This is a genomic window from Acidimicrobiia bacterium (assembly GCA_030584185.1).
Classification (GTDB): domain Bacteria; phylum Actinomycetota; class Acidimicrobiia; order Spongiisociales; family UBA11373.
Genome location: CP129495.1, coordinates 2177928 through 2204788, shown reverse-complemented (window position 1 = coordinate 2204788; position 26861 = coordinate 2177928). Strand labels below are relative to the sequence as shown.

28 protein-coding genes and 1 riboswitch are annotated in these 26861 nt (G+C 69.6%); of the genes, 12 read left to right on the top strand and 16 right to left on the bottom strand.

Annotated features, from left to right (window positions below; genetic code table 11):
• Positions 1–103 precede the first annotated feature (103 nt).
• The gene (locus QY307_11395) at positions 104–1399 is read left to right on the top strand and encodes a HAMP domain-containing sensor histidine kinase (GenBank protein ID WKZ82671.1); all 1296 of its coding nucleotides are present in this window, start codon (positions 104–106) and stop codon (positions 1397–1399) included.
• A 24-nt stretch (positions 1400–1423) separates the two neighbouring features.
• Here QY307_11395 and QY307_11390 read toward each other — a convergent pair whose 3' ends face one another.
• Positions 1424–2728: an aspartate aminotransferase family protein gene (locus tag QY307_11390; protein ID WKZ82670.1), complete on the bottom strand. Its 1305-nt coding sequence runs from the start codon at positions 2726–2728 to the stop codon at positions 1424–1426.
• A 69-nt stretch (positions 2729–2797) separates the two neighbouring features.
• On the opposite strand from QY307_11390, the gene QY307_11385 reads away from it, so the two are divergent.
• A complete protein-coding gene (locus tag QY307_11385) occupies positions 2798–4048 on the top strand; it encodes an aminotransferase class III-fold pyridoxal phosphate-dependent enzyme (protein WKZ82669.1) in 1251 nt (416 codons plus the stop codon).
• Here the strand turns inward: QY307_11385 and QY307_11380 are convergent.
• The 6 genes from QY307_11380 to QY307_11355 form a co-directional block, all read right to left on the bottom strand.
• Positions 4045–4239, bottom strand: a complete 195-nt coding sequence (locus tag QY307_11380) for a ribbon-helix-helix protein, CopG family (protein WKZ82668.1) — start codon at positions 4237–4239, stop codon at positions 4045–4047. The two genes, QY307_11385 and QY307_11380, sit on opposite strands and share 4 nt — an antisense overlap.
• Positions 4240–4343: 104 nt before the next feature.
• Positions 4344–4964: a hypothetical protein gene (locus QY307_11375; protein ID WKZ82667.1), complete on the bottom strand. Its 621-nt coding sequence runs from the start codon at positions 4962–4964 to the stop codon at positions 4344–4346.
• Between the two features lie 113 nt (positions 4965–5077).
• Positions 5078–5590, bottom strand: coding sequence for a DsrE/DsrF/DrsH-like family protein (locus tag QY307_11370; protein ID WKZ82666.1), 513 nt, complete (start codon positions 5588–5590; stop codon positions 5078–5080).
• 25 nt (positions 5591–5615) lie between these two features.
• The gene (locus QY307_11365; protein WKZ82665.1) at positions 5616–5933 is read right to left on the bottom strand and encodes a TusE/DsrC/DsvC family sulfur relay protein; all 318 of its coding nucleotides are present in this window, start codon (positions 5931–5933) and stop codon (positions 5616–5618) included.
• Positions 5930–7168, bottom strand: coding sequence for an FAD/NAD(P)-binding oxidoreductase (locus QY307_11360; protein WKZ82664.1), 1239 nt, complete (start codon positions 7166–7168; stop codon positions 5930–5932). The genes QY307_11365 and QY307_11360 overlap by 4 nt, the downstream gene beginning before the upstream one ends.
• Positions 7169–7353: 185 nt before the next feature.
• Complete coding sequence (locus tag QY307_11355) at positions 7354–8532, bottom strand: acetyl-CoA C-acyltransferase (protein ID WKZ82663.1); 1179 nt, start codon at positions 8530–8532, stop codon at positions 7354–7356.
• Between the two features lie 109 nt (positions 8533–8641).
• On the opposite strand from QY307_11355, the gene QY307_11350 reads away from it, so the two are divergent.
• Genes QY307_11350 through QY307_11340 form a run of 3 tightly spaced genes read left to right on the top strand, consistent with a single transcriptional unit; the run spans position 8642 to position 12178 of the window.
• On the top strand, positions 8642–9880 hold the full coding sequence (locus QY307_11350) for a peptidoglycan-binding domain-containing protein (protein ID WKZ82662.1): 1239 nt from the start codon (positions 8642–8644) through the stop codon (positions 9878–9880).
• Positions 9881–9926: 46 nt separating this feature from the next.
• Positions 9927–10766 (top strand): PAC2 family protein, encoded by an 840-nt coding sequence (locus QY307_11345; protein WKZ82661.1) that lies wholly within the window; start codon positions 9927–9929, stop codon positions 10764–10766.
• Positions 10763–12178 carry a CapA family protein gene (locus tag QY307_11340; protein WKZ82660.1) on the top strand — a complete coding sequence of 472 codons (1416 nt, stop codon included), beginning with the start codon at positions 10763–10765 and terminating at the stop codon, positions 12176–12178. The genes QY307_11345 and QY307_11340 overlap by 4 nt, the downstream gene beginning before the upstream one ends.
• 8 nt (positions 12179–12186) lie before the next feature.
• Here QY307_11340 and QY307_11335 read toward each other — a convergent pair whose 3' ends face one another.
• Together QY307_11335 and QY307_11330 are read right to left on the bottom strand one after the other, a co-directional pair.
• The gene (locus QY307_11335) at positions 12187–15498 is read right to left on the bottom strand and encodes an error-prone DNA polymerase (GenBank protein WKZ82659.1); all 3312 of its coding nucleotides are present in this window, start codon (positions 15496–15498) and stop codon (positions 12187–12189) included.
• Between the two features lie 212 nt (positions 15499–15710).
• Positions 15711–15893 carry a hypothetical protein gene (locus tag QY307_11330; GenBank protein ID WKZ82658.1) on the bottom strand — a complete coding sequence of 61 codons (183 nt, stop codon included), beginning with the start codon at positions 15891–15893 and terminating at the stop codon, positions 15711–15713.
• A 131-nt stretch (positions 15894–16024) separates the two neighbouring features.
• Between QY307_11330 and QY307_11325 the strand changes: the two genes are divergently transcribed.
• Positions 16025–16900, top strand: a complete 876-nt coding sequence (locus QY307_11325; GenBank protein ID WKZ82657.1) for an MFS transporter — start codon at positions 16025–16027, stop codon at positions 16898–16900.
• Here QY307_11325 and QY307_11320 read toward each other — a convergent pair.
• On the bottom strand, positions 16888–17883 hold the full coding sequence (locus QY307_11320; GenBank protein WKZ82656.1) for a DUF6183 family protein: 996 nt from the start codon (positions 17881–17883) through the stop codon (positions 16888–16890). The two genes, QY307_11325 and QY307_11320, sit on opposite strands and share 13 nt — an antisense overlap.
• Positions 17884–17918: 35 nt before the next feature.
• On the opposite strand from QY307_11320, the gene QY307_11315 reads away from it, so the two are divergent.
• On the top strand, positions 17919–18131 hold the full coding sequence (locus QY307_11315; protein WKZ82655.1) for a hypothetical protein: 213 nt from the start codon (positions 17919–17921) through the stop codon (positions 18129–18131).
• On the opposite strand, the gene QY307_11310 is transcribed toward QY307_11315, so the two are convergent.
• Complete coding sequence (locus tag QY307_11310; protein ID WKZ82654.1) at positions 18128–19159, bottom strand: LLM class F420-dependent oxidoreductase; 1032 nt, start codon at positions 19157–19159, stop codon at positions 18128–18130. The two genes, QY307_11315 and QY307_11310, sit on opposite strands and share 4 nt — an antisense overlap.
• A gap of 63 nt (positions 19160–19222) precedes the next feature.
• On the opposite strand from QY307_11310, the gene QY307_11305 reads away from it, so the two are divergent.
• On the top strand, positions 19223–20008 hold the full coding sequence (locus QY307_11305) for a GDSL-type esterase/lipase family protein (GenBank protein ID WKZ82653.1): 786 nt from the start codon (positions 19223–19225) through the stop codon (positions 20006–20008).
• On the opposite strand, the gene QY307_11300 is transcribed toward QY307_11305, so the two are convergent.
• The 3 genes from QY307_11300 to QY307_11290 are packed head-to-tail and all read right to left on the bottom strand — an operon-like array spanning position 19995 to position 21351.
• Positions 19995–20753 carry a DUF4097 family beta strand repeat-containing protein gene (locus tag QY307_11300; protein ID WKZ82652.1) on the bottom strand — a complete coding sequence of 253 codons (759 nt, stop codon included), beginning with the start codon at positions 20751–20753 and terminating at the stop codon, positions 19995–19997. The two genes, QY307_11305 and QY307_11300, sit on opposite strands and share 14 nt — an antisense overlap.
• Positions 20750–21196 carry a DUF1778 domain-containing protein gene (locus tag QY307_11295; protein ID WKZ82651.1) on the bottom strand — a complete coding sequence of 149 codons (447 nt, stop codon included), beginning with the start codon at positions 21194–21196 and terminating at the stop codon, positions 20750–20752. The genes QY307_11300 and QY307_11295 overlap by 4 nt, the downstream gene beginning before the upstream one ends.
• 14 nt (positions 21197–21210) lie before the next feature.
• Complete coding sequence (locus QY307_11290) at positions 21211–21351, bottom strand: hypothetical protein (protein WKZ82650.1); 141 nt, start codon at positions 21349–21351, stop codon at positions 21211–21213.
• A 143-nt stretch (positions 21352–21494) separates the two neighbouring features.
• Positions 21495–21599, top strand: a riboswitch (TPP riboswitch).
• Between QY307_11290 and QY307_11285 the strand changes: the two genes are divergently transcribed.
• The 4 genes from QY307_11285 (at position 21588) to QY307_11270 (ending at position 25766) form a co-directional block, all read left to right on the top strand.
• Positions 21588–22223, top strand: coding sequence for a thiamine diphosphokinase (locus tag QY307_11285; protein WKZ82649.1), 636 nt, complete (start codon positions 21588–21590; stop codon positions 22221–22223). (Overlaps the previous riboswitch by 12 nt.)
• The gene (locus QY307_11280; GenBank protein ID WKZ82648.1) at positions 22220–23233 is read left to right on the top strand and encodes a thiamine ABC transporter substrate-binding protein; all 1014 of its coding nucleotides are present in this window, start codon (positions 22220–22222) and stop codon (positions 23231–23233) included. The genes QY307_11285 and QY307_11280 overlap by 4 nt, the downstream gene beginning before the upstream one ends.
• Positions 23230–24804: an iron ABC transporter permease gene (locus QY307_11275; protein WKZ82647.1), complete on the top strand. Its 1575-nt coding sequence runs from the start codon at positions 23230–23232 to the stop codon at positions 24802–24804. Before QY307_11280 ends, QY307_11275 begins: the two co-directional genes overlap by 4 nt.
• Entirely contained in the window at positions 24804–25766 is a 963-nt protein-coding gene (locus QY307_11270; protein ID WKZ82646.1) for an ABC transporter ATP-binding protein, read from the top strand. Before QY307_11275 ends, QY307_11270 begins: the two co-directional genes overlap by 1 nt.
• 7 nt (positions 25767–25773) lie before the next feature.
• Here the strand turns inward: QY307_11270 and QY307_11265 are convergent, their stop codons facing one another.
• Entirely contained in the window at positions 25774–26250 is a 477-nt protein-coding gene (locus QY307_11265) for a YbaK/EbsC family protein (protein ID WKZ82645.1), read from the bottom strand.
• Complete coding sequence (locus QY307_11260) at positions 26247–26843, bottom strand: hypothetical protein (protein ID WKZ82644.1); 597 nt, start codon at positions 26841–26843, stop codon at positions 26247–26249. Before QY307_11260 ends, QY307_11265 begins: the two co-directional genes overlap by 4 nt.
• Positions 26844–26861: the final 18 nt, after the last annotated feature.

The following is a 26861-nucleotide window of genomic DNA, read 5'->3' as shown; positions in this document are numbered from 1 at the left end:
TCGACACCTCTGGCGGATTTCTAAAGCCTGTACTTGGATGCGCCGAAGCACCCCTGTGAGCCGAAGCCGTTCGTCGCCGCGCTCAACCCCTCTCGTGGCGGGGGTGGCGGTCGCAATCGCCGGGATCCTGGCGGCACTGGCGCTCGTCCACACCAACGCCACCGGGGTCGCAGAGGTGGCCGACGCCGCCAGGGCCCAGCAGGCAGCCGAGTCGGCCCTCGGCTCGGTGGCGGCCACGCGAGGCGCCATCGGTCACGTGCTGCTCCTCGCCGCCAGCGATCCTTCCGACGAAGCCATCGCGGCATGGATCGGCGAGGCCGAGATGCTGATCTCCGACATGGTCTCACGCGTCGAATCGGCGGCGACGCTGCCGGGTTTCTCCTCTACCCAAGGCGATGAGGTGGCAGCCGCTGCCGCCTCCGGTCTCGAGGTCCTCGACCTGGTCGCCGGCGGAAACCCCGAGGCTGCCGGGACCCGCGCCGCCTCGGCCACGGCCGACTTCGAGGCGCTCGAGGCGCTTCTGGTCGAGCAGCGCGATGGCGCCGCCACCGTCATCGCCGTCGCCGCCTCCAAGGCGGGGGCGGTAGCCACGGCAAGCCGCTTCTTCGTCGCTCTCATCGTCCCCATCGCCGGGATCGTCGCCGGCCTGCGGTTGATCCGGCGCCGCAGGATTCGCGAACAGCAGGCGCTGGAGCTGGAGAACGAACGCCAGGTGAACCAGTCCAAGGACCGCCTCATCGCCAGCCTCTCGCACGAGCTGCGCACGCCCCTCACCGGCATCTTCACCTCTGCCCTCGCCCTCGAGGAGTCCGGCTTCGAGGACATGGCCCTCTCCCAGGAGCTGAACTCGATAATCATCCAGCAGTCTGCCGACCTCAACCGGATGGTCGAGGACCTGCTCGCATCGGCGCAGGCTCAGGCGGGGCGACTCATCTTCTCCAGTGAGCCGGTCGACGCCGAACGGGAGCTCGCCGCGGTCGTGGAGGAGTTCCGACGCCTCGGTCACTCGGTGCGGCACTATCTGGCCCCGGGAACGATCACCGCCGACCCGGTGCGGCTCCGTCAGGTCATGAGGAACCTGATCTCCAACGCCCTGCGCCACGGAGGTCCCAATGTGGTGGTTCGCTCGGCGCGGGGTGCCGAGCACTACACGATCGAGGTCATGGACGACGGCCCAGGGGTGGCGGCCGAGGTGGAGAAGCGCCTCTTCGAGGAGTGGGTCCATGCCGGTGACCGACCGCTCATCGTCGGCTCCGTCGGCCTCGGGCTGGCGATCACCCGTCTCCTGCTCGTGGGCATGGGGGGCGCCATCTCCTATCGGCGCCAAGGCACCCTCACGGTGTTCTGCGTCGAGCTGGACCTGGCGATGGAGCCGAGTCTCCAGGCCGCAGCCGGTTGATCGCCGCCGCCCGGAGCGATGATCTCAGGCCAGCGCCTCCGACAGGGAGTCCCGGAAGGCCTGCAGGGTCTCCGCCACGTCCTCGTCGCTGTGAGCGGCGCTGACGAACCAGGGCTCCTTGGCGTCGTCGACCGGGAGAACACCGCGCCGGATCATCCCGAATATCACCTCGGTGTACTTCTCGGTGTCGTGTCCGGCCAGATCGCGGAACTCCTTGGGCACCGTGTCGCCGAAGTAGATCCCGAACATCGAGGGATGCCCCAGCACCTGCACCGGAAAGCCCCGCTCCTGGCAGATGGAGGAGATGCCCTCCATCAGTGCGATCCCCACCGCCTCCACCCGCTTCAGCGGCTCGCCGGTCTGGAGGATCTCGATGGTGGCTGCGGTCGCCGCCGCGGCCACCCCGTTGCCGGAGTAGGTCCCCGCCTGCATGATCCCTCCGCCGGCCCATGCTCCGATGAACTCCTCACGGCCGGCGATGGCCGCAACCGGGAAGCCGTTGCCCATCGACTTGGCAAACGTGGCCAGATCGGGGACCACACCGAAGTGCTCCACGGCGCCACCGAGCGCGAGCCGGAACCCGGTCTTCACCTCGTCGAAGATGAGCAGGGTGCCGGTCTCGGTGCAGATCCTCCTCAGGCCCTCCAGGAACCCGGGTTCGGGCAGGATCCCGAAGGCGTTGCCCAGGGCGGGCTCCACGATCACAGCGGCCGCCTTCCCGGGACGCAACGCCTTCTCCACGGCATCGAGGTCGTTGAAGGGGATCGCTCTCACGAGCGAGCGGATGGCGTCGGGTATGCCCGAGGAGTGCTGCAGCGGGATCGGATCGCGCCGCGAGCCCAGGGAGCCGTATGGAGCCGCCGCCGTCGAGAACAGCACGTAGTCGTGTGCCCCGTGGTAGGTCCCTTCGAACTTCACGATCGGTTCCCGGCCGGTGATGGCCCTGGCCAGCCGGATGGCGTGCATCGTGGCCTCGGTGCCGGTGTTGGTGAACCTCATCCGGTCCACCCACGGCACCGCCATCTTGAAGCGCTCGGCCGCCTGGACCTCGCGTCGCGAGGTCATGGCGAACGTGGTGCCGGCGGCGGCGGCCTCGGCAACGGCGGCGGCGACCACGGGGTGCCCATGGCCCAGGACGATCGGCCCGAACCCGAGGTGGTAGTCGATGTAGCGGCGCCCATCCATGTCGAACAGGTGTGCCCCTTCGCCACGCTCCACTACCAGCGTGTCGTCTTCACCCCAGTAGCGAAAGCCGCTCGACACGCCGGAGACCAGGGCGCGATCCGCCCTCTTGAACCAACCCGCCGTCTCCGAACCCTGCAGACCCATCTCGCTCCCGATCGTCGCTTGTTCCAAGGCTAACCATCGCGCAGCAGCACCTCGACGTAACCTGTGGCCATGACGACATCCCTGTGGCACCCGTTCGCGGCAATGGGCATGGTGGACGGAGCCGAGCTCGTGATCGAACGCGGCGAAGGCGTGTACGTGTGGGACCAGGCGGGCAACCGCTACCTGGACGCCACCGCCTCCCTCTGGTACTGCCAGGTCGGCCACGGCCGGGGCGAGATCATCGAGGCGATGGCCCGACAGGCAACCCAGCTGGAGGCGTATCACACGTTCGGAGACTTCGCCAACCCTCCTGCCCTGGCCCTGGCCGACCGGATCGCTGCCATGGCACCCGACACCGGCTCCAAGGTGTTCCTCACCAGCGGCGGCTCCGACTCCGTCGACACCGCCGCCAAGATCGCCCGACGCTACTTCCAGCTGACCGGGGAGCCGGAGCGCACCGTCCTCATCACCCGTTCGTGGTCATACCATGGGATGCACGGGTTCGGGACTTCGCTTGCCGGGATCGCCGGCAACGCCGACGGGTACGGGCCACTGGTCCCGGATGTGGTGATGGTCCCATGGGACTCGTCCGAGGCCCTCGGGGAGGTCATCGCCAGGATCGGCCCGGAGCACATCGCCGCCTTCTATTGCGAGCCCGTCATCGGAGCCGGCGGAGTCCGTCCCGCCCCGGAGGGCTACCTGAAGGAGACGCGCCGGGTCGTCTCGGAGTCAGGAGCCCTCTTCGTCGCCGACGAGGTGATCACCGGCTTCGGGCGGGTCGGCGCCTGGTTCGCCTCCAACCGGTTCTCCCTCGATCCCGATCTGATCGTGTTCGCCAAGGGGGTCACCTCGGGCTACCTGCCGGCCGGCGGAGTGATCGCCGCGCCACGGGTGTGGAAGCCCTTCTGGGAGGCCGACGCTCCCCTGTTCCGTCACGGCTACACCTACAGCGGCCACCCCACGGTCGCCGCCGCCGCCCTCGCCAACCTCGATCTCATGGAGCGCGAGGGCCTACCAGAGCGTGCCCTGCACTGGGAAGGCACCCTGGTGGAGGCACTCGAATCGCTCACCGACCATCCGCTCGTCGCCGGGCACCGATCCGGCGTCGGCTTCCTGGGTGCCGTCGTACTCGACCCGGAGCGCCTCGCCTCCGATCCCGACCTGCCTACGAAGGCGTACAGGGCGGTGCGTCAGGCCGGCGTGATCAGCAGGGCAATTGGTGGAGATGCGCTGCAGGTGTCACCGCCCCTGGTCATGAGCCAGGCCGAGGGCGAAGAGATGATCGGCGGAATCCGCCGCGGCCTCGACACCCTCCTCTAGGTGCGGGTGCCCGCCAGGTGCATGGCGTCTCGGGCGTAGCGCTCCAGCAGCACGCTCATCGAGACACCCTCGGCGCGTGCCCGGCTGCGCAGCAGGCGCACCAGGGTCAGTGGAAGCCGCACGTCGATCCGCTCCCGGGGCTCGTCCCAGTCGGCCGGAACCGGCTTTCCCCAATCGGCAAGCTCGTACATCTCCTGCCTCCGAATCACATCGATGTGATTCCTGGTGACGATAGCCACGCAGCGCGCGCAGGGGAAGGATCTCCAACCGACCGCCGGTACTGAAGGCGCGGACGCTACTCCGTCGGAGCCACGGTGAGCACCCCGGCGGCGTACACCGGCCCACCCTCCTGGAGCATCGTGTACTCCAGCGAGAAGCCCTCAGGATCCAGGGTTCCCTCGACGACGAGCATCAGCCCGCCGAGGCCCGGGACCGAGGGAGCGGTGATGACCAGGCCTCCCTCGGAGCCGAACTCCACCGAGTAGTCACCCAACAGTGGAGTGGAGCCGGTGTAGGGGCTAGGCATGACGAGGTCGAGTTCGACGACGAAGGGATCCGGGTTGGAGCCCCCGAAGACGTTGCCGCCGAGGTCGATGGAGATCAGGGTGGATGCGGCCACATCGTCGACCGTGACGGCGACATCGACCGGGCCGGTCGAGCCGAAAGTGGTGTTGTTCCACTCCCCGGTGTAGGTCCCGGCGTAGGTGGCGGCGACGGCGACACGCTCCGCCGTGGCGTCGACGCCGGTGGTGGTGGCTGCAGCCGCCTCCGTGGTGGTGGTCGCAGCCGCCTCCGTGGTGGTGGTCGCAGCCGCCTCCGTGGTGGTGGTCGCAGCCGCCTCCGTGGTGGTGGTCGCAGCGTCGTCACCGCATGCGGCCAACGCCAGGACCAGCAGAATCATCCAATACCGTCTCATCGGGCGCCCCTCCTCGTCGGTCCCGGTCCAGGCTATCACCACCCCGCCGTCGGCGACCCTCGAACGCGGCGGGGCCGCCACGAGGGCGGCCCCGGCACCCCTGGAGGGAAGGGTCAGATGAAGATCACCTGGGCGCCGTCGCTCATCTCGATGAACTCGGTGGCCCCGATGATCCCTTCGACACCGTCGAAGAGATCGGCCTCCTCCACCTTCATCATGTCGGCCGACATCTTGCAGGCCCACAGGTGTCCACCGGCATCGACGATGGTCTGCAGGAACTCGCGCACGCCCGGGAACCCCAGGTCGGCGATCTGCTTCTTCATCATCCTGGTGGCCATGGCCGTCATCCCGGGCAGTGGCCCCAGGGACTGCGGCATGTGCATGGCGGTGTTGCCGACCGGGGTCGCCTTGAGGTGGTCCATCCGCTTTTCGACCACCATGTCCAGGCCCCAGAAGGTGAAGAAGATGTTGGTCTCGATCCCCTCCATCAGGGCTGCGTTGGCCAGGACCATCCCGGGGTACGCCATGTCGAGCGTTCCCTTGGAGCAGATCAGGCACAGCTTCCTGCTGCCCGAATCCTCCAGGAAGGCAGGTCTGGCCTGAGAGTCCGTCTCCATGGTCGTCATCGCTCCCTCCTCTCTCTCCGGTCGCTCAGATGCAGCCCTTGGGCTTGGGCAGCCCGGCGATGTAGGCCATCTTCTTGGCGGGCTTCTTGGGGAACAGGGCGAAGAGGGCCTTGGTCTCGACGCCGGCCCCTGCCTGCACCCTCCTCAGCGTCGCCGTCTCGCCCTGCACTGCGAAGTCGTCGCGCAGGAAGCGCAGCACCGTCCAGTGGTCCGGCGTGAGCTCGTCGATACCGACGTTGCGGGCGAGCTCCGGGGCGAGATCCTCGCTCCAATCGCCCGGGTCCACCATGAACCCCTCGTCGTCGACGGCGACCTCGCGGTCCCCGATCAGTGCCGTGGTCATCGTCCCTCCTCGTTGGGAATGTGCTTGCCGGCCATCATCATCTCGGTGGGGACGGGCATGGGCCGGCCCTTGATCAGCCCGTTCCAGTACATCCACTTGAAGGCCAGCTTCCCCCAGTGGTTGACGTGGGTCTCCTTCAAGAGAGAGAAGGGCCCTATCCCCGGGATCGGGTACTTGCCTGGGAGCGGCTCGGTGTCGTAGTTGAAGTCGATAAGCATCGCCCTTCCGTCGCCCGACTCCACGAAGCAGTTGGCGTGGCCGTCGAACCGCTCCTCCATGGGGAGCCCGGCGACATGCCGGGGAAAGTTCTCGGCGAAGACGTCAACGGCGAAGTGGGCCACCGATCCCGCCTTGGAGGTCGGAAGGTCGGCGGCGTCGCCGATGGCCCACACGTTCTCGTAGCCGGTGGCGAGGAAGGTGTGCTTGTCCACCGGCACGTGATCGAGCTCGTCACCGAGTCCGGACGCCCCGACGAAAGAAGACCCCATGTTGACCGGCACGGTGACGAGGAGGTCGAAGGGGATGGTGCGGTCGTCGTACGACACCAGGGTGCCGTCCTCGACACCGCCCGCGTAGAAGTCGGGCTCGACCAGGATCTTCTTCTCGGCCAGCATCCCTCCGAGGAGGTCGGAGGCGATGGGCTTGGTGAAGGCACCCGAGAGCGGGGTGGCGAACACGATCTCCACCCGATCCCTCATCCCGCGCTCTCTGAAGTGCCAGTCGGCGAGGAAGGCGAACTCGAGCGGCGCCACCGGGCACTTGATGGGCAGCTCGACCATGTTGACCACCAGCCGCCCACCATCGAACCGCCGCAGCGCCTCGGCCAGTGCCAGCGACCCTTGGAGCGTGTAGAAGTCGTGAACGGTCACGCCCCAGGCGTCTCCCTCCAATCCAGGGGTCTGGTCGGGCCGCGGGTGGGTGCCGGTGGCGATCACCAGCTGGTCGTAGTCGAGCCGGCGCCCGTCGTCGAGCACCACCACCTGGGCGTACGGGTCGACCCCGGATACCGGAGCCACGATCAGCTCGGCGCCGCTCGGTATGAAATCGCCACGCGGGGCGACCACGTCCTCTTTGGAGTACATGCCGAAGGGGATGAACAGCAGCCCCGGCTGGTACAGGTGGGTCTCGTCCTGGTCGACGATCGTGATCTCCCATTCGGACCCGAGCCGGCGTCGCATCTTGTTGACCAGCGTCGTGCCGGCGGTTCCGGCTCCGAGTATCACCAGCTTCTTCATGGGGCGCTCCTCTCGGTGGCGACCAGGACCGAGCCATCGAGTCTCCGCAATGCGGCCTCCCGGTGGTGGGCTGCGGTGAGGGTGGGCATGAGGGCAAGGTACGCCCGAAGGGCGTCCCCACCCAGGGGATGATGTCCCGGACCGATCGCCGAACGGCCCGGGTGCCGCGGGACCCGGCCGGGACCTCAGGCCACTTCGAAGAGCCCGGCTGCCCCCATGCCGCCGCCGACGCACATGGTGCACACCACGTAGCGGGCGCCCCGGCGCTTTCCCTCGATGAGGGCGTGCCCCACCAGCCGGCTCCCGGTCATCCCGTAGGGGTGGCCTATGGAGATCGATCCCCCGTCCACGTTGAGCAGCTCATCGGGAATGCCCAGCCGATCGCGGCAGTACACCACCTGAACGGCGAAGGCCTCGTTCAGCTCCCACAAGCCGATGTCGTCCATGGTGAGCCCGCTGCGTTCCAGCAGTCGGGGCACGGCGAACACCGGGCCGATCCCCATCTCGTCGGGGGGACACCCGGCAACGGCGATCGCCCGGTAGTACCCGAGGGGCTCGAGGCCCCGCTTCTCGGCCAGTGAGGCCTCCATGACCACACATGCCGAAGCACCGTCGGAGAGCTGGCTGGCGTTGCCGGCGGTGATCGTCCCGCCCAGCACCGGGGGCAGGGCGGCCAGACCTTCGGCGGTCGTGTCGGGACGGTTGCCTTCGTCCTTCTCCAGCACCACCTCGACCTGGGTCTCCTCGCCGGTCTCCTTGCTGGTCACGATCTTGGTGGCCCTCACCGCGACGATCTCGTCGTCGAACCGGCCCGCCTCCTGGGCGGCTGCGGTGCGCTGCTGGCTCTGCAGGGAGTACTCGTCCTGGATCTCGCGGCTCACCGAGTAGCGCTCGGCGACCACCTCTGCGGTCTGCAGCATCGGCATGTACATGTGGGGCTGCAGGGCGAGCAGGGCAGGGTCGAGCGCCCGGTACATGTTGTAGTGCTCGTTCTGGACGAGGCTGATCGACTCCAGGCCCCCTCCCACGACCACGGGCATGCCGTCGTGGATCACCTGCTTGGCGGCGGTGGCGATGGCCATCATCCCCGAGGAGCACTGGCGGTCGATGGTCATGCCGCTCACCGTGTCGGGCATGCCGGCGGCCATCGCCGCCTGGCGTCCGATGTTGCGTCCGGTGGTGCCCTGGGTGAGTGCGTTGCCCATGATCACGTCCTCGGGCTCGCCCGGCTCCACGCCGGCGCGCTCCAGGGCGGCGCGAATCGCATGTGCGGCGAGGCTGGGCCCCTCCAGGTCGTTGAAGGCACCCCGGTACGCCTTGCCGATCGGCGTGCGCGCCGTGGAGACGATGACGGCTTCTCTCATCGGATCGATCCTCCTGTGTCCCGACCAGGATGCGATCCCGGAGCGTCCCCGTCAACCCGAAGGCGCCGGGCGAGGCTCCTCTCGAGGCCGACCGGCGTAGAGTTGCGCCGTGAATCGCAGCTTCACCACGCTGACCGTGGCCCTGGCGACGCTGGTCGCCTCCGCCTGCGGAGGCTCGTCCCTTCCGGCGACCACCACCTCGAGCACCACCGCAGCCGCCGACTCCTCGACCACGACGACCGAGCCCCAGGGCCGGATAAGCCTCACCCCCAACGACGACCCGCTCATCCTCGAAGGCACCAAGGGCCCGCTGGTGGAGGCGCTGCAGTTCTATCTGGTGTGCACCGGCCACGAGGAGCCGACGCCAGGACGCCAGGTGACGGTGGACGGATCATTCGGGCCGATAACCGCCGACGCCGTCGCCTACTACCAGGCGGAACTGCGGCGGGTGCCCACTGGCGAGCCGGACGATGCGACCTTCGCCGCACTGGCGCGCGACTGCGCAGCGACGCGCGCCATCACCTTCCCCGAGGGGGTTTTCACCCTCGAGCTGGGTGGGAACACCGCACCCGGGGATGAGGAGGAGTTCACCTTCGCCGCCGCCGGCGGCCAGGTGCTGGTGCTCGACGCCGTCGAGGGAGCGGTCGCCATCACCGTCATCGACGCCAGCGGCGTGGAGGTGGCGGGGTCCGGCGACGGCACGGCGGTGAGCGCCGAACTCGACTCCGCCCAGACCTACACGGTCCGGGTCTCTGCCCCGGCCTCCACCACCTACCGGATCGAGGCGAGGGTGCGCTCCCCCAACGTTGTCGCCACCGACTTCGGCCCGATGAAGCTGGAGGGGGATGGAATCGTGATCGCCGAGTTCGGTGACGACCCGGTCAACACCGTCGCCGTGATCGCCCTGCTGCTCGGCTCACCCCACGACGACACCGGGTGGCTCGACACCGAAGAAGGATGCACCGGTTCCAACCGGCATGTCACCTGGCTCATCCAGGGTGATCCCGATGGTGCCGATCACCCGGCCGCATTCATCGTCGACTTCACCAGCACCGGTGGATCGCCCTACTTCTCCCAGTACACGTTCCTGTCGCTGGACCTGCCCGCCCTCGATCCCCTTGCCCGCGGCCTCGCCACCGCCGAGGGCATCACGCTCGGATCCACCTATGACGAGTTCGTCGAGGCCTACCAGGAGCCGACGTTCTTCGATCCGACACGCGGGCTCACCCGCGAGGGAGACCTGGTCGTCGGGTTCTCCCTGGTGGGCGATCCCGCCGCTCCCGACGGCGCCGCCTCACGCATCCGCTACCTCGGAGCCGGCGAGGACGGCTGCGAGGACTTCGGCTGAGGCCGAGCGGACCATCGACACCGGGTCCAGGCGATACGCTCAGGACATGTACCAGATCACCTCTCGGGCGCCACTGGTGGCGCCGGCGCTGATCGTCGCCTTCGACGGATGGGTGAGCGCCGGAAACGCCGGGACGGCCACGGCCGACCACATCGCCGCCGACGGTGTGGAGATCGCCAGGTTCGACCCGGACCTTCTGTACGACTATCGGGTGAACCGTCCGATCCTGCAGTTCACCGAGGGGGTCCTCGACGAGGTCGAGTGGCCCGGCACCGTGGTGCGACGGAAGACTTTGGGCGGCCGCGACCTGTTGGTGATGAGCGGACCCGAGCCCAACTGGCACTGGCAGGCTTTCGGGGAGGCGGCGGCCGACCTCGCCGCCGAGCTCGGCGTGGTGCAGCAGGTGTCGCTGGGAGGGATCCCATGGGCGGCACCGCACACCAGGCCGACCATGGTCGTCACCACGTCGTCACGGCTCGATCTCCTGCCGGAGGCGGATCACCCCGAGGGGGTTCTGCGGGTTCCGGGATCGGCGGCTTCGGTCGTGGAGAAGGCCGTCGCCGACCGAGGGATCCCCACCGTAGGCTTCTGGGCACGGGTGCCCCACTACGTGGCCGGCGTTTACCACCCGGCGGTGGCGGCACTGGTCGACCGGGTCTCTCGACTGCTCGGCATCGAGATCGGCACCTCCGACATCGAAGAGGAGTCCACCGCCCAGCGAATCCAGCTGGACCAGGCGCTGGAGGAGCAGCCGGCCGTGAAGCAGGTGGTGACACAGCTCGAGGAGCTGTACGACGCTTCCGGCGACGTGGCCACCGGCGAGCAGATCGCTGCCGAGATCGAGCGCTACCTCCGGGACAGAGCCGACGGCGGGGAACCCGGGTGAGCGGGCGGCGCCTAGTCTCCGGTGCCGTCGTCCTCCAGCTCGCACTCCTGGCGTCGCCCGCAGCGCCGCAGACCGTGCCGGGACGCTCGTTCCTGATCGCCGCCGCCGGCGACATCATCCCCCACGACATGCTGGTCTCCAAGGGAGACGCCTACCTCCCCGGGTACGGCTGGGACTTCTCCCCGATGATGGAGGAGATCGAGCCCTGGATCTCCGACGCCGACCTGGCGATCTGCCACATGGAAGGGACCCTGAGCGCCACCAACACCGGGATCGCCGGATACCCCCGCTTCGTCGGTCCCCGAGAGATGGCCGCCGGGATCGTGTCCGCCGGGTGGGACACCTGCTCCACCGCCAACAACCACTCACTCGACGCCGGCTGGGACGGGATCGTGAGCACGCTGGATGTTCTCGAGGCCAACGGCCTGGGTCACACCGGCACCGCTCGCTCTCCCGAGGAACGGATGCCCGCCATCTACGAGGTCGCCGGCGTGAAGGTGGGGCACCTCTCGTTCACCTACGGCACCAACGGGATACCGGCCCCGCGGGACCGGCCCTGGGCGGTGAACGTGATCGACGCCGAGAGCATTCTCGCCGACGCCTCCTGGGCCCGCCGGCAGGGCGCCGAGTTCGTCATCGTGTCGCTGCACTGGGGCGCCGAGAACGTGGTCGCCCCGACCTCGTCTCAGCGCAGCCTGGCCGCCCGGCTCCTCGAGTCGCCCGACGTCGACCTGATCCTGGGCCATCATGCCCATGTGGTGCAGCCGATAGAACGCATCGGGGAGAAGTACGTGGTCTACGGGATGGGCAACCACCTCTCCAACCAGAACCTCCGATGGGGACCGCAGTACTTCGGAACCGAGGACGGCCTCCTGGTACGGGTCCGGGTGTCGGAGAAGCCCGACGGGAGGTTCGTCGTGGACGGGATCGACATCACACCAACCTGGGTGGAGTTCGGTACCTACCGCATCTTCTCAGCCGCAGACGTCGTGCGCTCCGGGGCTGCCAACCGGGTGGCCGCCGCCGCATCCTTCGCCCGCACGGTGGAGCGCGCCATGGGAGCCGGCCCCGAGGGTGTACAGGTGACCCCCACCCCGTGGCCGGCGGTCTCCTGCGGTTCGAGACGGGCCACGATCGTGGGCACGCCCGGGGACGACCTGCTCACGGGGACGCCCGATCGCGACGTCATCTTCGGCCGGGAAGGGAACGATGTGATCGAGGGCGGCGAGGGGAACGACCTGCTCTGTGGTGGTGAAGGCGACGATGTCCTCGATGGTGGGCCGGGCCGTGACATCCTCATCGGCTGGACCGGCGATGACGCGCTCGAAGGCGACGAGGGCGACATCCTGCTCGGCGGGGTCGGCCACGACACCTGCTCCTACCTGACTCCGCTTCGGTACTGCGAGCCGTAGGGACTGGGTCACCTCCCCCAGTCCCGGCTGGCGACCCCATCGACGGGGAGCGGTTCGAAGCGGCGAGCCACCAGGTTGGTGACCCCGTCGCGATGCTCCAGAGTCCCCTCGACGACCATCCCCACCGTCCTGCGGGCCACCTTGTGCTGCGCCGCCCACACGTCGGGAAGGACGATCACGTTGAGCAGACCGGTCTCGTCCTCGAGGTTGATGAAGATCACCCCCCTGGCGGTCGACGGACGCTGCCGGTGGGTGACCACACCGCCCACCCGCACCCGAGCGCCGTTGCGAGGCGCCGCCAGCGCCGCAGCCACGCTCAGGCAACCCGTGCCGTCGAGAAGGCCCCTGATGAACTCGATGGGATGGCGGACCGAGACTCCGGTCGCCCAGAGATCGGCCCGGGCGGACTCCTCCTCCCCCATCGCCTCCAGGGGTGGTGCCTCGGCGCCCACCGCCAACGGCATTCGACCCGGTCCCATGCCGGCGAGCGCCCCAGCCGCCCAAAGACCCTGGCGGCGATCGACGCCCAGCGACTGCAACGCCCCCGCTGCCGCCAGTCCCTCCAGGGCGCTCACCGCCAGCCCGGTGCGCTGGGCCAGGTCGACGACCGAGGTGAAGCGCCCACCTACCAGCCGGGCCGCCTCGAGGCGCCCGATCTCGGCCTCCCCCAGGTTGCGTACGAAGCGCAGTCCCATGCGCACCGCCACCGCCATTCGCACCGGGTCGTCTCGTGCCCCCCGACCCCGCCGCCACTGCATCCCCAGGTAGGTGGCCAGATCCTCGGGGTCGGTCTCATGTGGCACCACGGTGCAGTCGTGGTCCGACTCGTTGACGTCGGGGCCCAGGATCACCACCCCGTGACGGCGGGCGTCCTGTACCAGCGTGTTCGGGCTGTAGAACCCCATCGGCTGGGCGTCGAGCAGACCGGCCAGGAACTCGGCCGGCCAGTGGTACTTGAGCCAGGCCGACATGTAGACGATGTAGGCGAACGAGACCGAGTGGCTCTCCGGAAAGCCGAACGAGGCGAATCCCTGCAACTTCTCCCAGATCTCGTCGGCAGCGACGCCGATGATCCCCTGGCCTTCCATCCCGGCGTAGGTCTCGGCGCGCAGCTTCTCCATCTCCTCGTCGGAGCGCTTGTGGGTCATCGCCTGGCGCAGCCTGTCGGACTGGCCGGGGGTGTAACCGGCACAGACCCGGGCCAGTTCCATCAGCTGCTCCTGGAACACCGGTACCCCCAGGGTGCGCTCCAGGATCGGCTCGGTGGCGGGATGGGGGTAGCGGATCGGCTCCTCCCCGTTACGCCTCCTCAGATACGGATGAACCGAGTGGCCCTGGATGGGCCCGGGACGGATCAGCGCCACCTCCACCGCCAGGTCGTAGAAGGTCTTCGGCTTCATCCGGGGCAGGGTCGCCATCTGAGCCCGTGACTCCACCTGGAACACCCCCACGGTGTCGGCCCGGGTGAGCATCTGATAGATCAAGGGCTCCTGCGGGATGGTGGCCAGGTCGAGGCACACCCCGTGAACCTCCTCGACCAGGTCGACGGTGAGGTGGAGGGCGTTGAGCATCCCCAGGGCGAGCAGGTCGAACTTGACGATCCCCATGGAGGCGCAGTCGTCCTTGTCCCACTGCAGCACCGAACGATCCTCCATGCGGCCCCACTCGAGGGGAACGGTCTCCCACAGGGGGCGATCGGCGATCACCATGCCCCCGGAGTGGATCCCCAGGTGGCGGGGGAACCCATCCAGGCGGCGGCACAGGTCCAGGATGAAACCGGCGGTGGGCCCGGCGGGCAGGTCGACGAACTCCTCGATCCGCTGCGGCTTGCGGGTGTCGAGGTAGCGGGTGAGCCCGTTCACCTGCGCCTGGGTGAGCCCGAAGGCCTTGCCCACGTCCTGGAGCACGGAGCGAGCCCGATAGGTGATGACGTTGGCCACCATCGCCGCCCGCTCCCGGCCGTAACGGCGGTAGCAGTACTGGATCACCTCCTCGCGTCGTTCCGCCTCGAAGTCGACGTCGATGTCGGGAGGCCGGCCCCGCTCGGCGGAGAGGAACCGCTCGAAGGGAAGGCCGAGCCGGATCGGGTCCACCCGGGTGACCTCCAGGCAGCGACACACCGCCGAGTCGGCTCCCGAGCCGCGAATCTGACACATGATCCCCTGCGACTCGGCGAAGCGGACGATGTCCCACACCACCAGGAAGTATCCGGCGAATCCGAGGGCCTCGATCACCCCCAGCTCGTGCTCCAGCCGCTCCATCGCCTTCGGATCGACCCGCTCCGGGCCGGATCCCGGGTAACAGCGGCGTCCCCCCTCGTACACCAGGTGCCGCAGGTACTCCATCTCGGTACGAAACGCCCCGGGGAGGGGGAAGTCGGGCAGGCGCGGAGCCACCAGGCGCAGGTCGAACGCCAGCCCCTCTCCCATCTCGGCGGCCCGCTCCACCGCACCCGGGTAACGGGCCATCCTGACGGCCATCTCGGCGGGCGACTTGAGATACCGGTCGTCGCTGGCAGGCCAGTGGCCGCGAGCGGCGTCGAGTGAGCGCCGCCCCCCGATGGCGGCCCGCACCTCGGCCAGGTCGGCCTCGGAACGGTCGTGATAGTGCACCACGTTGGTGGCGACCGTGGGAAGGCGGAGGCGAACCGCCACCTCGGCCAGGAGATCGTTGCGACGGTCGTCGCCCGGCATGCGGTGGTGCCACAGCTCGACCAGGAGCCTCCCGGGAAAGAGGTCGCGCAGCCGAGCCGCAGCCGTCATCGTCCCCTCCAGGTCGCCTGCTGCCGCCAGCCGGGGGACCTCGCCGGCGTGGCACCCGGTGAGGGCGAACAGCCCGCCGTCGGCGGAGGCCTCCCCCAGGTCTTCATACGAGTACTCGGGACGATCCTTCTCCCCCCGGAACTGGGCCCGGGTGATCATTCGGGAGAGGGCGGCGTAGCCACCCGGGTCGGGGGCGAGCAACACCAGGTGATCGGTGGGCGGAAGGGCGACCGGCTTGGCACCGTGGTGACGGCGGGTGCGGCCCCGGCGGGAAGGCTCGGTTGCCGCATCCCCGATCGAAGGCCGAAGGCGGCGCTGCGACCGCCTCGGCATCGCCATCGAGCGTGGCATCCCCACCTCGGCGCCGTAGACGGTGGCCAGGCCCACCTCGGCGGCGGCGTGGCGGAACCTGGGCGCCCCGTACATGCCGTCGTGGTCGGTCAGCGCCAGGGCCCGGTATCCGAGGTCGGCGGCCTGCCCGACCAGGTCGTGGGGGTGGGAGGCGCCGTCGAGGAAGGAGAAGTTGCTGTGGCAGTGCAGTTCGGCGTATCCGACCATGGCCCGATCCTACCGAACATGTGTTCGGTAGGATCGATTGACATGACATCATCATGATGTCATAGTGCCGCCATCATGAGCGACGCCGAATCCAAGACCATCACCGCCACCACCGCCGGCACCGGCATGCGCACCTTCTACACCGTCTGGGGAGGCCAGCTGATCTCGGTGCTGGGGTCCACGATGAGCGCCTTCGCCGTCCAGATCTGGATCTACACCGAGACCGGATCGGTCACCAGGCTGGCGATGGTCGGCCTCGCATTCGCCCTACCCGGAATCCTCGTCGCCCCCTTCGCCGGGGCGTTGGTCGACCGCTGGGATCGCCGCCGGGTGATGTTCGCCACCGACAGCGTGGCAGGAGCCGCCGCCCTGGCCATGGCCCTGCTGTACGCCACCGACGGTCTCGCCCTGTGGCACGTCTACCTGGTCGTGGCACTGATCAGCGTCGGCAACGCCTTCCAGCAGCCGGCGTGGCTGGCCTCGCTACCAATGCTGGTCCCCAAGGCGCGCCTGGGACGCGCCAACCATGGTGCAGCTCAACGAGGGGGCCGCATTGGTCCTCGCTCCCGCTCTGGCCGGCGCCCTTCTGCAGACGGTAGGCCTGGGGGCGGTGCTGCTCTTCGACTTCGCCACCTTCCTGGTGGCCATGACGACGCTGGCCTTGGTGCGCATCCCCAGACCGGAGAGAGACCCCGACACCGTGGCCCCATCGGTGCGCCGCGAGGCCAGGGAGGGGTGGCGGTTCGTGCGAGAACGCCCCGGCCTGTTCGGGCTGCTCTGGATCTACGCCGGCGTCAACTTCAGCCTGGCCTTCACCAACATCCTGTTGGTGCCCCTGGTGCTCTCCTTCGCCTCGGAGGGCGCCGCCGGGGCCGTGCTCTCGGTGGCCGGCTTCGGCATGCTCGCCGGGTCGCTGGTGACCAGCGTCTGGAGCGGTCCCAAGAAGAAGGTGCGGGCCACGATGCTGACGATCGGGGCGGCTGGGCTGTGGCTCGTCGTCGCCAGCCTCCGGCCGTCGCTCCTGTTGGTGTCGGTGTGCGTGTTCGCCCTGATGGCCGGGATCCCCGTCGCCAACGCCGCCAGCCAGGTCCTATGGCAGACGAAGGTCCCCCCGGCGATGCAGGGCCGGGTGTTCTCCATCCGACGCATGATCGCCCAGGGGATCGCACCCATCGCCATGCTGTTGAGCGGACCTCTGGCGGACAACGTGTTCGAGCCGCTCATGGCCGAAGACGGCAGGCTGGCGAACACCGTGGGGGCGTTGATCGGCACCGGAACCGGCCGCGGTGTCGCCCTGATGTTCATCCTCGCCGGGCTGATGACGATGGCCCTGGGCGCCTTGGGCCTCCTCGCACCCAGGGTGCGCCACCTGGAGGACGAGCTCCCCGACTACGTGGGCTGATCGCCCTCCCGGTGGTCGTCGACGGCGTACAGGGCCCACGCCAATCCCCGAACCGGATCCTCCACCGCCAGGCAACCCACCCATCCGTGGGAGACGTCGGCCGGCTCCCATCGCACCCAGATCAGCCGGTCCAACGCGGCGCCGAGTTCCGCTTGTTCGGGGGGCCAGGCGATGCCGCCCAGGGTCGCCACCACCCACCAGGCCCCGAACCGTCCCAGCGGGCCTCCCCGACGGCGCCCGTAGGCACCACCGCCGGCGGCGGTCCAGGCCATCAGCGCCAAGGCATCGCTTCCCTGGATCCGGGTGAAGGCGATCGGTCCCGGATACGAGGCAGCCATCGCTCCGACGGCGTCGCCGGACACCGCCACCGCCGCCACCCTCCCGTTCGACTGCTCCGACCAGGGCTCCGCCAGCTCGATGAGTGCCTCGGTTCCCTCAGGATCCTGGATCGTCGGCGCAGGCGGCGCCGGTACCGAACCTCGCATCTCTGCCATGACGGGTGGCGGGAACTCGGCGCGATCGGCGAAGAAGGCCGCCACCGGATATCGGGGCTCCCACGGCTCCATCGTCAGGGGGAGCTCGAGGACCAGCGGGTCGACGGAGGCGTCGCCGGCCAGGTTCTCACCGCGCAGGACCCGTTCGTGAGCGGCCAGCGTCCGGGCCGGCCCCGGGGGCAGGTGCGGCTCCAGTTCGGCCCAGGTGTGGGTCGATGCCGCCACCTCCCACAGAGGACCGAGGGCGAAGCGGCCGGCGCCCTCGACCACCAGTGGGCCGGCGAACTCGCCTGGAGCCTCCAGGGCCATGCGGTACTCGGCGTACTCGGCGGCGGGCCACAGCTGCAGCCCACGCTCCTCGAGGGCGTGACGGCAGCGGTCGCGCAGGTCGACCAGGCTCCCCCACCGGCGGCCGGCGCACATCCCGTCGACGAGGCGAACCAGCTCGTCGAGATCGCCGCGGGCCACGGCATCGGCGAGCTCGCTCATGCCCTTCCCCCCGCACGCTCACTACTCTCGCCGCCGTGACCGAACGCATCGCAGTGCTCCTCGAGTCGGTTCCGGCATGGGTGGGTGTGCTCGCCGGCGCGGCCGCCTGGCTGTTGGCCGGCGTCGGGGCGGCTCTGATCCTGCTGGCGGCCTCCTACGGCGACCCGATACCCGCCTACTGGTCGGCAGGAGCCTTCGTCGCCTCGGCGGCGGCGTGGCACATCGCCGACGGGCTCTCCCACCGCTAGAGCACCAGCTCGGCGAGCACCCTCAGGGTGTCCGCGTCCCGGGCGGCCACGGCGAGCGTCGTCACGCCGGACTCTTCCCAGGCGGCCAGACGGTCGGCGAGTCGGCCCCTGTCGCCGAGCAGGGCGACCTCGTCCACCAGCTCGTCGGGAAGGGCGGCCATCGCCTCCTCGCGCCTGCCCTCCAGGTAGGCATCCTGCACCCGCGTCGCCACCTCTTCGTATCCGTAGCGACACATCAGGTCGAAGTAGAAGTTCTTGCCGCGGGCGCCCATCCCGCCCACATACAGGGCGAGGAGCGGCCGTACCCCCCATCGCGCCTGCTCCAGATCGTCGGTGAGCGCTGCGGGCACCGTGGGCAGGACGTCGAACCGATCCCGCTTGGTCGGATCTCCCGAGGCGGCGAACCCGGCTTCGAGGGAGGGCCCGAACACCTCGGTGCCCCGTTCGGGTGAGTACCAGAAGGGGAGCCAGCCGTCGGCGATCTCGGCCGCCAGGGCGACATTGCGTGGACCGATCGCCGCCAGGTAGATCGGCACCTCGCCCTCCGGGCGCAGTGTCAGCTTGAGCGGTTTGCCCAGGCCCGAGGATCCGGGGCCGTCGTAGGGTATGCGGTGGAACTCCCCCTCGTAGCGAAGGGGACGCTCTCTCTCCAGGGCCGCCCGGACCACCGCGATGTACTCCCGGGTGACCTGCAGTGGCTTGCCGTAGGGGCGCCCGTGCCAGCCCTCGACGACCTGTGGGCCCGACATGCCCAGACCGAGCCGGAACCGGCCACCGCTCAGGTCGGCCAGCGTGGCGGCGGTCATGGCGGTCATCGCCGGGGTACGCGCCGGGATCTGCATGATGGCGCTTCCCAGCCCGATCCGTTCGGTGAGCGCCCCGTACCAGGCGAGCATCGACACCGCATCCGAGCCGTACGCCTCGGCGACCCACACCGAGTCGTATCCGAGGCGATCCGCCTCCCGGACCAGATCGAGACGGGGCTCCACCCTGGTGCCCGAGTAGCCCACGTTCAATGCCAGCCTCATCGCTCTCCCATGGTCGGCGTGACGCTAGCCAAACCTCGGCCACCAGTACCATCGGCGATCGCAATGGGACCTCGAGTGCGCCGGACGCTGCTTGCGATTCCCGCCCTGCCCGCTGCCGCCGTCGCCGTGGTCGCCACCCAGCTGCTGCGGGCCGCCCACCGGTCCGACCTGCCCTCGTTCCCCAACCAGGACCCGTCGGGGGTCTTCGGTGGATCGGAACTCCCGCCGTTGAGAATCGTCGCCGTGGGCGACTCGTCGATCACCGCCCCCGGGGTGCAGGACCTCGACAATGCCTGGGTGCGCCGGGTGGCGATCCGGCTCGCCGACCGCTTCCGGGTCGACCTGACATCGCTCGCCGTGGGCGGCTCCAAGGCCCGCGACGTCGTCGAGGGACAACTCGGCGAGGCGCTGCGCCTTCGACCCGACGTCGCCCTGGTCTCGGTGGGGGCCAACGACGCCATGCGGGCGGTCTCACCGGCTTCCTACCGGGCGTCGCTGACCACGATCGTCGAGGCGTTCTCAGCCGCCGGCAGCGGCGTGGTGGTGTTCGGCATGGGTGATCTGGCGAGCATTCCGAGGATGCCGGCATCGCTGCGCCCGGTGATGTCCCGGCGATCGCGAGAGTTCGACCAGATCTGCCGCCAGGTGGTGGTCGCCGTGCCCCGGGCGGTGAAGGTGCACACGCAGGGGCGGTGCACCGCCGCCTTCTTCGAAGACCACGGCCTGTTCGCCGGGGACCTCTTCCATGCCGGAGACGCCGGTCATGGAGTGTTCGCCGACGACGCCCAGGATGCGGTGGAAGCGGCGATCGCCGTATGCGCTCGACACGGAGTCACTACGCCGGCGTGATCCGGATGTCGCCGGAGACGGTCTTCGCCTCGAGGCGAGCCGTGGCACCCGACCCGTCTCCCTGAACCGGGAAGTCGCTGCGGATGTCACCGGCGAGGCTGGAGAGCCCGACCTCGTAACGGCGTCCTGGCGCCACGGCCACCCTGACGTCGCCCGACATGCTCCTGGCATCGAGTCGATCACCCTCGAAGCGGGCCACGGTGATGTCGCCCGAAGCGGTGCTCATCGAGGCGCCGCCATGCAGCCTTCCCAGCCACAGGTCCCCTGAGGCCGACTTCAGGTCGACCGAAGCCGCCGCCTCGGCCCGAACATCGCCCGAGGCGGTGGTGACCGATAGCCTGCCCCCGACCGCACCCAGGTTGACGTCCCCCGATGCCGCCCTGACGGTGACATCCTCCACGACGTCCCGGACGACCACGTCCCCGGAGGCGGTGTCCACGGCAAGCGACATCAACCCGGCGGCGACCTCCATGTCGCCTGAGACGAGCCGAGCCTGCAGCCGGGGTGGCGAGCCGACGCGGACCACGAGACGAACCGAAGAGAACCTGATCCTGCGGCCCCGATCGGGCTCGATCCGTATCGTGTCACCGTCCTGTTCCAGGCGGTAGCGCTCCACCGCCTGGTCGGGCCCGTGCATCTCGACCTCCACCACGCCCTCGGCCCCATCGAGGATCTCCAGGTGGCCGGTCGGATGGCGAACCTCGATCCGCGGGGTGCCCGACACCGAGAACTCCTGGCGTCTCATGTCTCTATGGTCCCGGTCACCTGCCTCGAGCGGCGACGCCCCTCACCGGCGCGAATGCTCAGGGTGCGAACCAGCCAGGAGTTGACCGACTCGCCTCGGGTGTCGGCGGCCGACTCGATCGCCTCCTTCAGCGAAGGCGAGAGCCGCAGCGTGATGCGGGCATCCATCGAATCGCCCGCCTTCTGGGGGTCGGTCTCGTCGCTTCGCACTCGCAGCGAAGGCTCACCTCCGGACAGCACCACGTCGACGACGTAGGCGGGGAGTTGGGCGCCCACCTCCAGGGCGGCCTGCTCGGCGAGGTCGTACGCCATCTGTCGCAGCGCCGGCTCGAGCGAAGCGAGAATCGAATCTGCCGCCGCCTCCACCTCGGGATCCCCCCCGGAGATCGCAACCTGCTGTCGGATGGCCCCTTCGAGCCTGGTGATCGCCATCGTGGTGTCCATCCGTACCTCCGTGTTCACCGCGCCACTGCCGACCGGGTGCCGACCGGCGCCGGAACCGGCGCCGGCGGGCGGGACTTCTGCCGCCTCGACTTGCGCCAGGCCATGCGATCGGCCTCCATCGCCCGGTGCAGGGCCAGAATCGTTTCGGTTGCCATCAACATCGTACTCACCTCCGCGTCACTACGGTGTCTATGTGACATCGTGATGATGTCATATTGATGTCACCTTGTCAAGAGGCAACTTCGACGACCTGGCTCAGCCCCGAACGGCACCGCCTTCCGCCCGCTGCCTACAATGGGCGCACACTCCGGGGAGCTCGTCGAGCTGAGAGGGTGGCCCTGCCACCGACCCGAAGAACCTGAACTGGGTAATGCCAGCGGAGGGAGACGTGATGGACCGGCTCTGCCTGATACTCACCGGGGGTTCCGGGGCGCCCGAGGGGGCCCTCCCCCCGGCCGATCTCGTCATCGCAGCCGACTCCGGGGCCGATGTGGCTGCGGCCCTCGGTCTGCGGGTCGACGTGGTGATCGGGGACTTCGACTCCGCCGACCCTCGGGCGGTGGCAGGGGCCGTGGAGTCGGGCGCGACGCTGGAGTCGCATCCGGTCGACAAGGACGCCACCGACCTCGACCTCGCCCTGCACGGCGCAGCCGAAAGGGCGGCGACTCGGACCATCGTGCTCGGAGGGGGTGGCAACGACAGGCTGGACCACGTCCTGGCCAACGCCGGGGTGATCGCCGCCGACCGGCACGCCGCCATCGGCCCCGAATGGTGGGTGGGCCCGGCCCGTGCGAAACCCGTCCGAGGGAAGCACCTGATCTCGGGGCGTCCCGGGGACCTGGTGTCGATCGTGCCTGTGTCCGGTACATGCTCCGTCACCACCGGCGGCCTTCGCTGGGCTCTCGAAGGCGAGCCGCTTCCCCTCGGGAGCACCCGCGCAGTGAGCAACGAGATGACCGGCGATACCGCCGAGATCGAAGTGCTCGACGGGGTCGCCTTCGTGATCCACGTAGGAGGTGGGAGATGAGACGCCAGATCGCCTTCTGGGCCCTGCTCCTGGTCGTCGCCGCATGCGGCGACGGGACCGGGAAGGTGACCCTGCTGGCGCACGACTTCTTCGCCGTGAGCGATGAGGTCCTCGCCGAGTTCACCGAGCAGACCGGGATAGAGGTGGAGGTGGTCCTGGCCGGGGACGCCGGGTTGATGGTCAACCAGGCGATCCTCGCCTCAGGGAACCCCGTGGCCGATGTGATCTTCGGCGTCGACAACACACTGTTGTCTCGCGCCCTCGACGGAGACCTCTTCGAGGAGTACCGCAGCCCGGCGATGGAGGATGTGCCGGCACCGTTCGACGCCGGGGTGATGGTGACCCCGATCGACTTCGGCGATGTCTGCGTCAACTACGACCGGGCGGCGTTCACCACGCTCCCCCCACCGACGACGCTCACCGACCTGGCCGACCCCGCCTACGCGGGGATGCTGGTGGTCGAAGATCCGGGCGCCTCCTCACCGGGCCTCGCCTTCCTACTGGCCACGATCGCCGAGTTCGGCGAGGAAGGCCCGTACTCGTGGCGGGACTTCTGGAGTGACCTGAGGGCCAACGAAGTCCTGGTGGCCACCGACTGGGGTGTCGCCTACTACGGCCACTTCTCCGGCGCCGGCGACGGGGATCGGCCGCTGGTCGTCTCCTACGCATCCTCGCCGGGAGCCGAGCTGATCTTCTCCGACCCACCACCCCCCGAGCCGTCGACGGCCACCATGACCGGCGGATGCTTCCGCCAGGTGGAGTACGCAGGGATCCTGCGGGGCACCGAGAACCGACCCGAGGCCGAGCGCCTGATCGACTTCATGCTCTCGATCCGATTCCAGGAGGACGTCCCGGGGAACATGCTGGTGTACCCGGTGCGATCCGACGCCGCCGTGCCTTCGTGGATGGGTGATCCCCTGCCGGCACCCGAGCGGACGCTGACCCCGGCCGAGATCGAGGCCGGTCGCGACCGCTGGCTCGCCGAGTGGACCGAGATCGTCCTGCGGTGAGGCGACGTACCGCCCTGGTGCTGGCCGCGGTTCCCACGGCGTTCCTGGCCTGGTTCTTCGCCTGGCCGGTCGCCTCCATCGCCGTCACCTCCCTGGCCCATCCCCCGGTGCCCGGCTCGTCGATCGACCTGGGCGTGATCTGGTTCACCGTGTGGCAGGCGGCGGTGTCCACCCTGCTCGCCCTCGCCGCCGGCCTTCCGCTGGCATTCGTGATCGCCCGGTTCGATTTCCCGGGGCGGCGGCTGTTGCGGGCGGTGACGCTGGTCCCGTTCGTCCTGCCGACACTGGTGGTGGGCGTGGCCTTCCTCGCCCTGATCGGCCCCTCGGGGATGCTGGGCATCGACCTCACCGGCACTGCCGGCGCCGTGATCGCCGCCCACGTCTTCTTCAACTTCGCCGTGGTGGTCCGCCTCGTCGGAGGGCTCTGGGCCCAGATCGACCCTCGGCTGGAGGAGGCGGCGGCCTCCCTGGGAGCCGGGCCCTGGAAGGCCTGGCTCAGGGTGACGTTCCCGTTGCTGCGCCCGGCGGTGATCGCTTCGGCGGCGATCGTCTTCCTCTTCTGCCTCACCTCGTTCGGCACGGTGCTGGTGCTCGGGAGCCCCCAACTGGCCACCATCGAGGTCGAGATCCACCGCAAGGTATCGACCATGTTCGACCTCCGCGGAGCCGCCCTCCTCGCCCTGATCCAGATGGCGGGAGTGACGCTGGCCCTGCTCGCCTACTCCCGGCACCAGGATCGCTCGCGAGTTCAACACTCCCTGACCGTCGCCGACCCCCGTCCGGTGAGGACGGCACGAGGGAGGCTGCTGGTGATCGCAGCCGCCGCCTGGACGCTCCTCCTGGTCGGGCTGCCCACCGGTGTCCTCGCCTGGCGGGCCTTCACCTCCGGGGGCAGGCCCACAGCAGCAGGGCTGCGCGCCCTGGCGGAGTCGACGGTCGTCGACGTGGGGCCGGCGGTGGCGGCGTCGCTCGGTTACGCGGCGGCGGCGACGCTGATCGCCGTCGGGGTCGGGCTGCCCGCCGCCGTGGTGATCGCCGCAGGCACCGGACGCATCTCCCGCTGGTTCGACACCCTGCTCATGCTGCCGCTGGGCACCTCGGCGGTCACCCTCGGGTTCGGGATGCTGGTGGCCCTCGACGCCCCCATCGACCTGCGCGCCTCGGTGGCCATCATTCCCATCGCCCACGCCCTGGTGGCGCTTCCCTTCGTGGTGCGCGCCACCGTGCCGGTGCTGGGCGCCATCCGGGATCGGCTCCGCGAGGCCGCCGCTGTGCTCGGCGCCGACCCGCGACGGGTGTGGCGCGAGGTGGACCTGCCCATGGCCCGCGGCGCCGTCGCCATCGGGGCCGGGTTCGCCTTCGTGGTGTCGCTGGGCGAGTTCGGTGCGACCACCTTCCTGGCCAGACCCGGCTCTCCGACGATCCCTCTCGCCATCTTCCGGATGCTGGGGCGGCCCGGTACCGCCAACCTCCAGGGAGCGATGGTGCTCAGCGTCATCCTGATGGCGATCACCGTGACCGCCGTACTGCTGGTGGAGCGGATCCGGATGCCGGGACGGGACCTGTTCTGATGCTCACCGTCTCGGACATCACCGTCCGCTACGGCGATCTCGTCGCTCTCGACGACGTGTCGCTCGAGGTGGGCCCCGAGGAGACGCTGGCGGTCCTGGGCGCCTCGGGGTCCGGCAAGACCACGCTCCTGCGGGTCGTCGCCGGGATCACCCGTCCCGACGCCGGGATCGTCACCTGGGAGGGCACCGATCTGGCGGGCACCCCTGCCCACCGCCGCCGCTTCGGGCTGGTGTTCCAGGACTTCGCCCTGTTCCCCCATCTGAGCGTGGCCGCCAACGTCGCCTTCGGCCTGCGCATGTCCGGGACCGACCCGGCCTCGATCCCGGCCGCCGTCGACGCCGCCCTCGCCCGCATGGGTCTTGCCGGGTACGGAGAACGCCCCGTGGAGGGACTTTCGGGTGGCGAGGCCCAACGGGTGGCGCTGGCCCGCACCCTCGCCCCGTTCCCGCGCCTGCTCCTCCTCGACGAGCCACTCGGCTCGCTCGATCCGGCACTGCGCCGCGGTCTCGCCACCGACCTGAGATCTGCCATCTCCGACGCCGGCGTTCCGGCGCTCCTGGTCACCCATGACACCGAAGAGGCGTTCGCCCTCGCCGACAGGGTGGCGGTTCTCGACCGGGGTCGCCTGGTCCGGATCGGCACACCTGCGGAGGTCTGGGAGGCGCCCGGAAGGGCGGTGGTGGCCGGGCTGCTCGGGCACGCCGTGGTCCCTGGCCCGTTCGCAGGGATCGCCGCCAGACCCGGGCGAAGTCTGGCGATCCGGGCCGATGCCGTAAGCCTCGACCCGGCAGGAGACCATCGCGTCGTCGTGGCCGGCTCCGTCTTTCGGGGACCCGACTGGGTGCACACCGTCACCCTGGACGGAGCGACCATCGAGGTCGCCTCCGCGGCGCACCAGTCGCCCGGGGCCGAACTGGTGGCGAGGGTGGACCGTGGCGGGGTCGTCGAGGTGGAGGCCTGAGGGCCGGCTACTCCGCCACGTCGACCCATGCCGCTCCGGCGGCCCTCACCAGGTCGTCCAGGAGGATGGGGAACACCGTGGTGGGGGTCCCGCAGGCAGCCCACACCGTCTCGTGACGCCGCAGGGCGAGGTCGGCGAGCACCCGGAGCGGGCCGGGGTAGCCGAACGGCGGCGTTCCTCCGGCGGCGAACCCGGTGGCGGCCCGGGCCTCCTCCAGCGTGGCCCGCCTCGCCCGTCCCGCCCCGGTGACCCCGGCAAGCCTGTCGAGGTCGATCCGGGTGTCGCCACTGGCGAACACCACCACCTGCTCCGTCTCGTCGAGGGTGAGCACGATCGACTTGGCGATCGCCGAGAGCTCGCACCCGATGGCGGTGGCGGCGTCCTGCGATGTCTTGGTGCCCTCGGGGAAGTGGTGCACCTCCACCTCCACGCCAAGGAGCCGACCCGCTTCCACCACCCGCCGCGAGGTCTCGGGAACCGTCATGCCGGGCTCTCTTGCATCGACCCGACACCGGCTGCCACTCCCGGGATACCGCGACGCACCATCCACCCGGCGGCGATCGCCGATCCGATGAGATGCCAGGCGAGATCCCCCAGCGTGTTGTAGACGTCCCCCACGTTCGAGTCCTCGACGAAGACGGCGAACACGTTCTCGGCGGCCTCGTTGACCGCTCCGATCCCCTGGGCGAGCACGAAGCCCCAGAGCAGCGGGCGAGAGGACTCCCTGGTGGTGTAGGCCAGGGTCGCGGTGGCGACCCCTATCCCGAACCCGTGCACCACCTGGTCGAAGCGGAGCACCCCGTCGACGATCCACATCCCGTAAAGGATCTCTGAGTCTCCCTTCGGATTGGCGGCCAGGCCCCCCGCCAGGTGGAGCAGCGCCCAGGCGGCCAGCAGCCAGAGCAGGATGCCGGGGATCGGGCCCCGAAGATGGTCGATGACGACCACGATCCCAACCGAGGCGACCAGGGCTGGCAGGTACACCCATACGAACCAGATCCCCCTCACCACACCCACGGCGGACAGGGCGACCGTCCCGGCGAAAAGGACCGCAGCCACTTCGGGTTCCCGCCTCACGAGCCTCCCGAGTGCGGC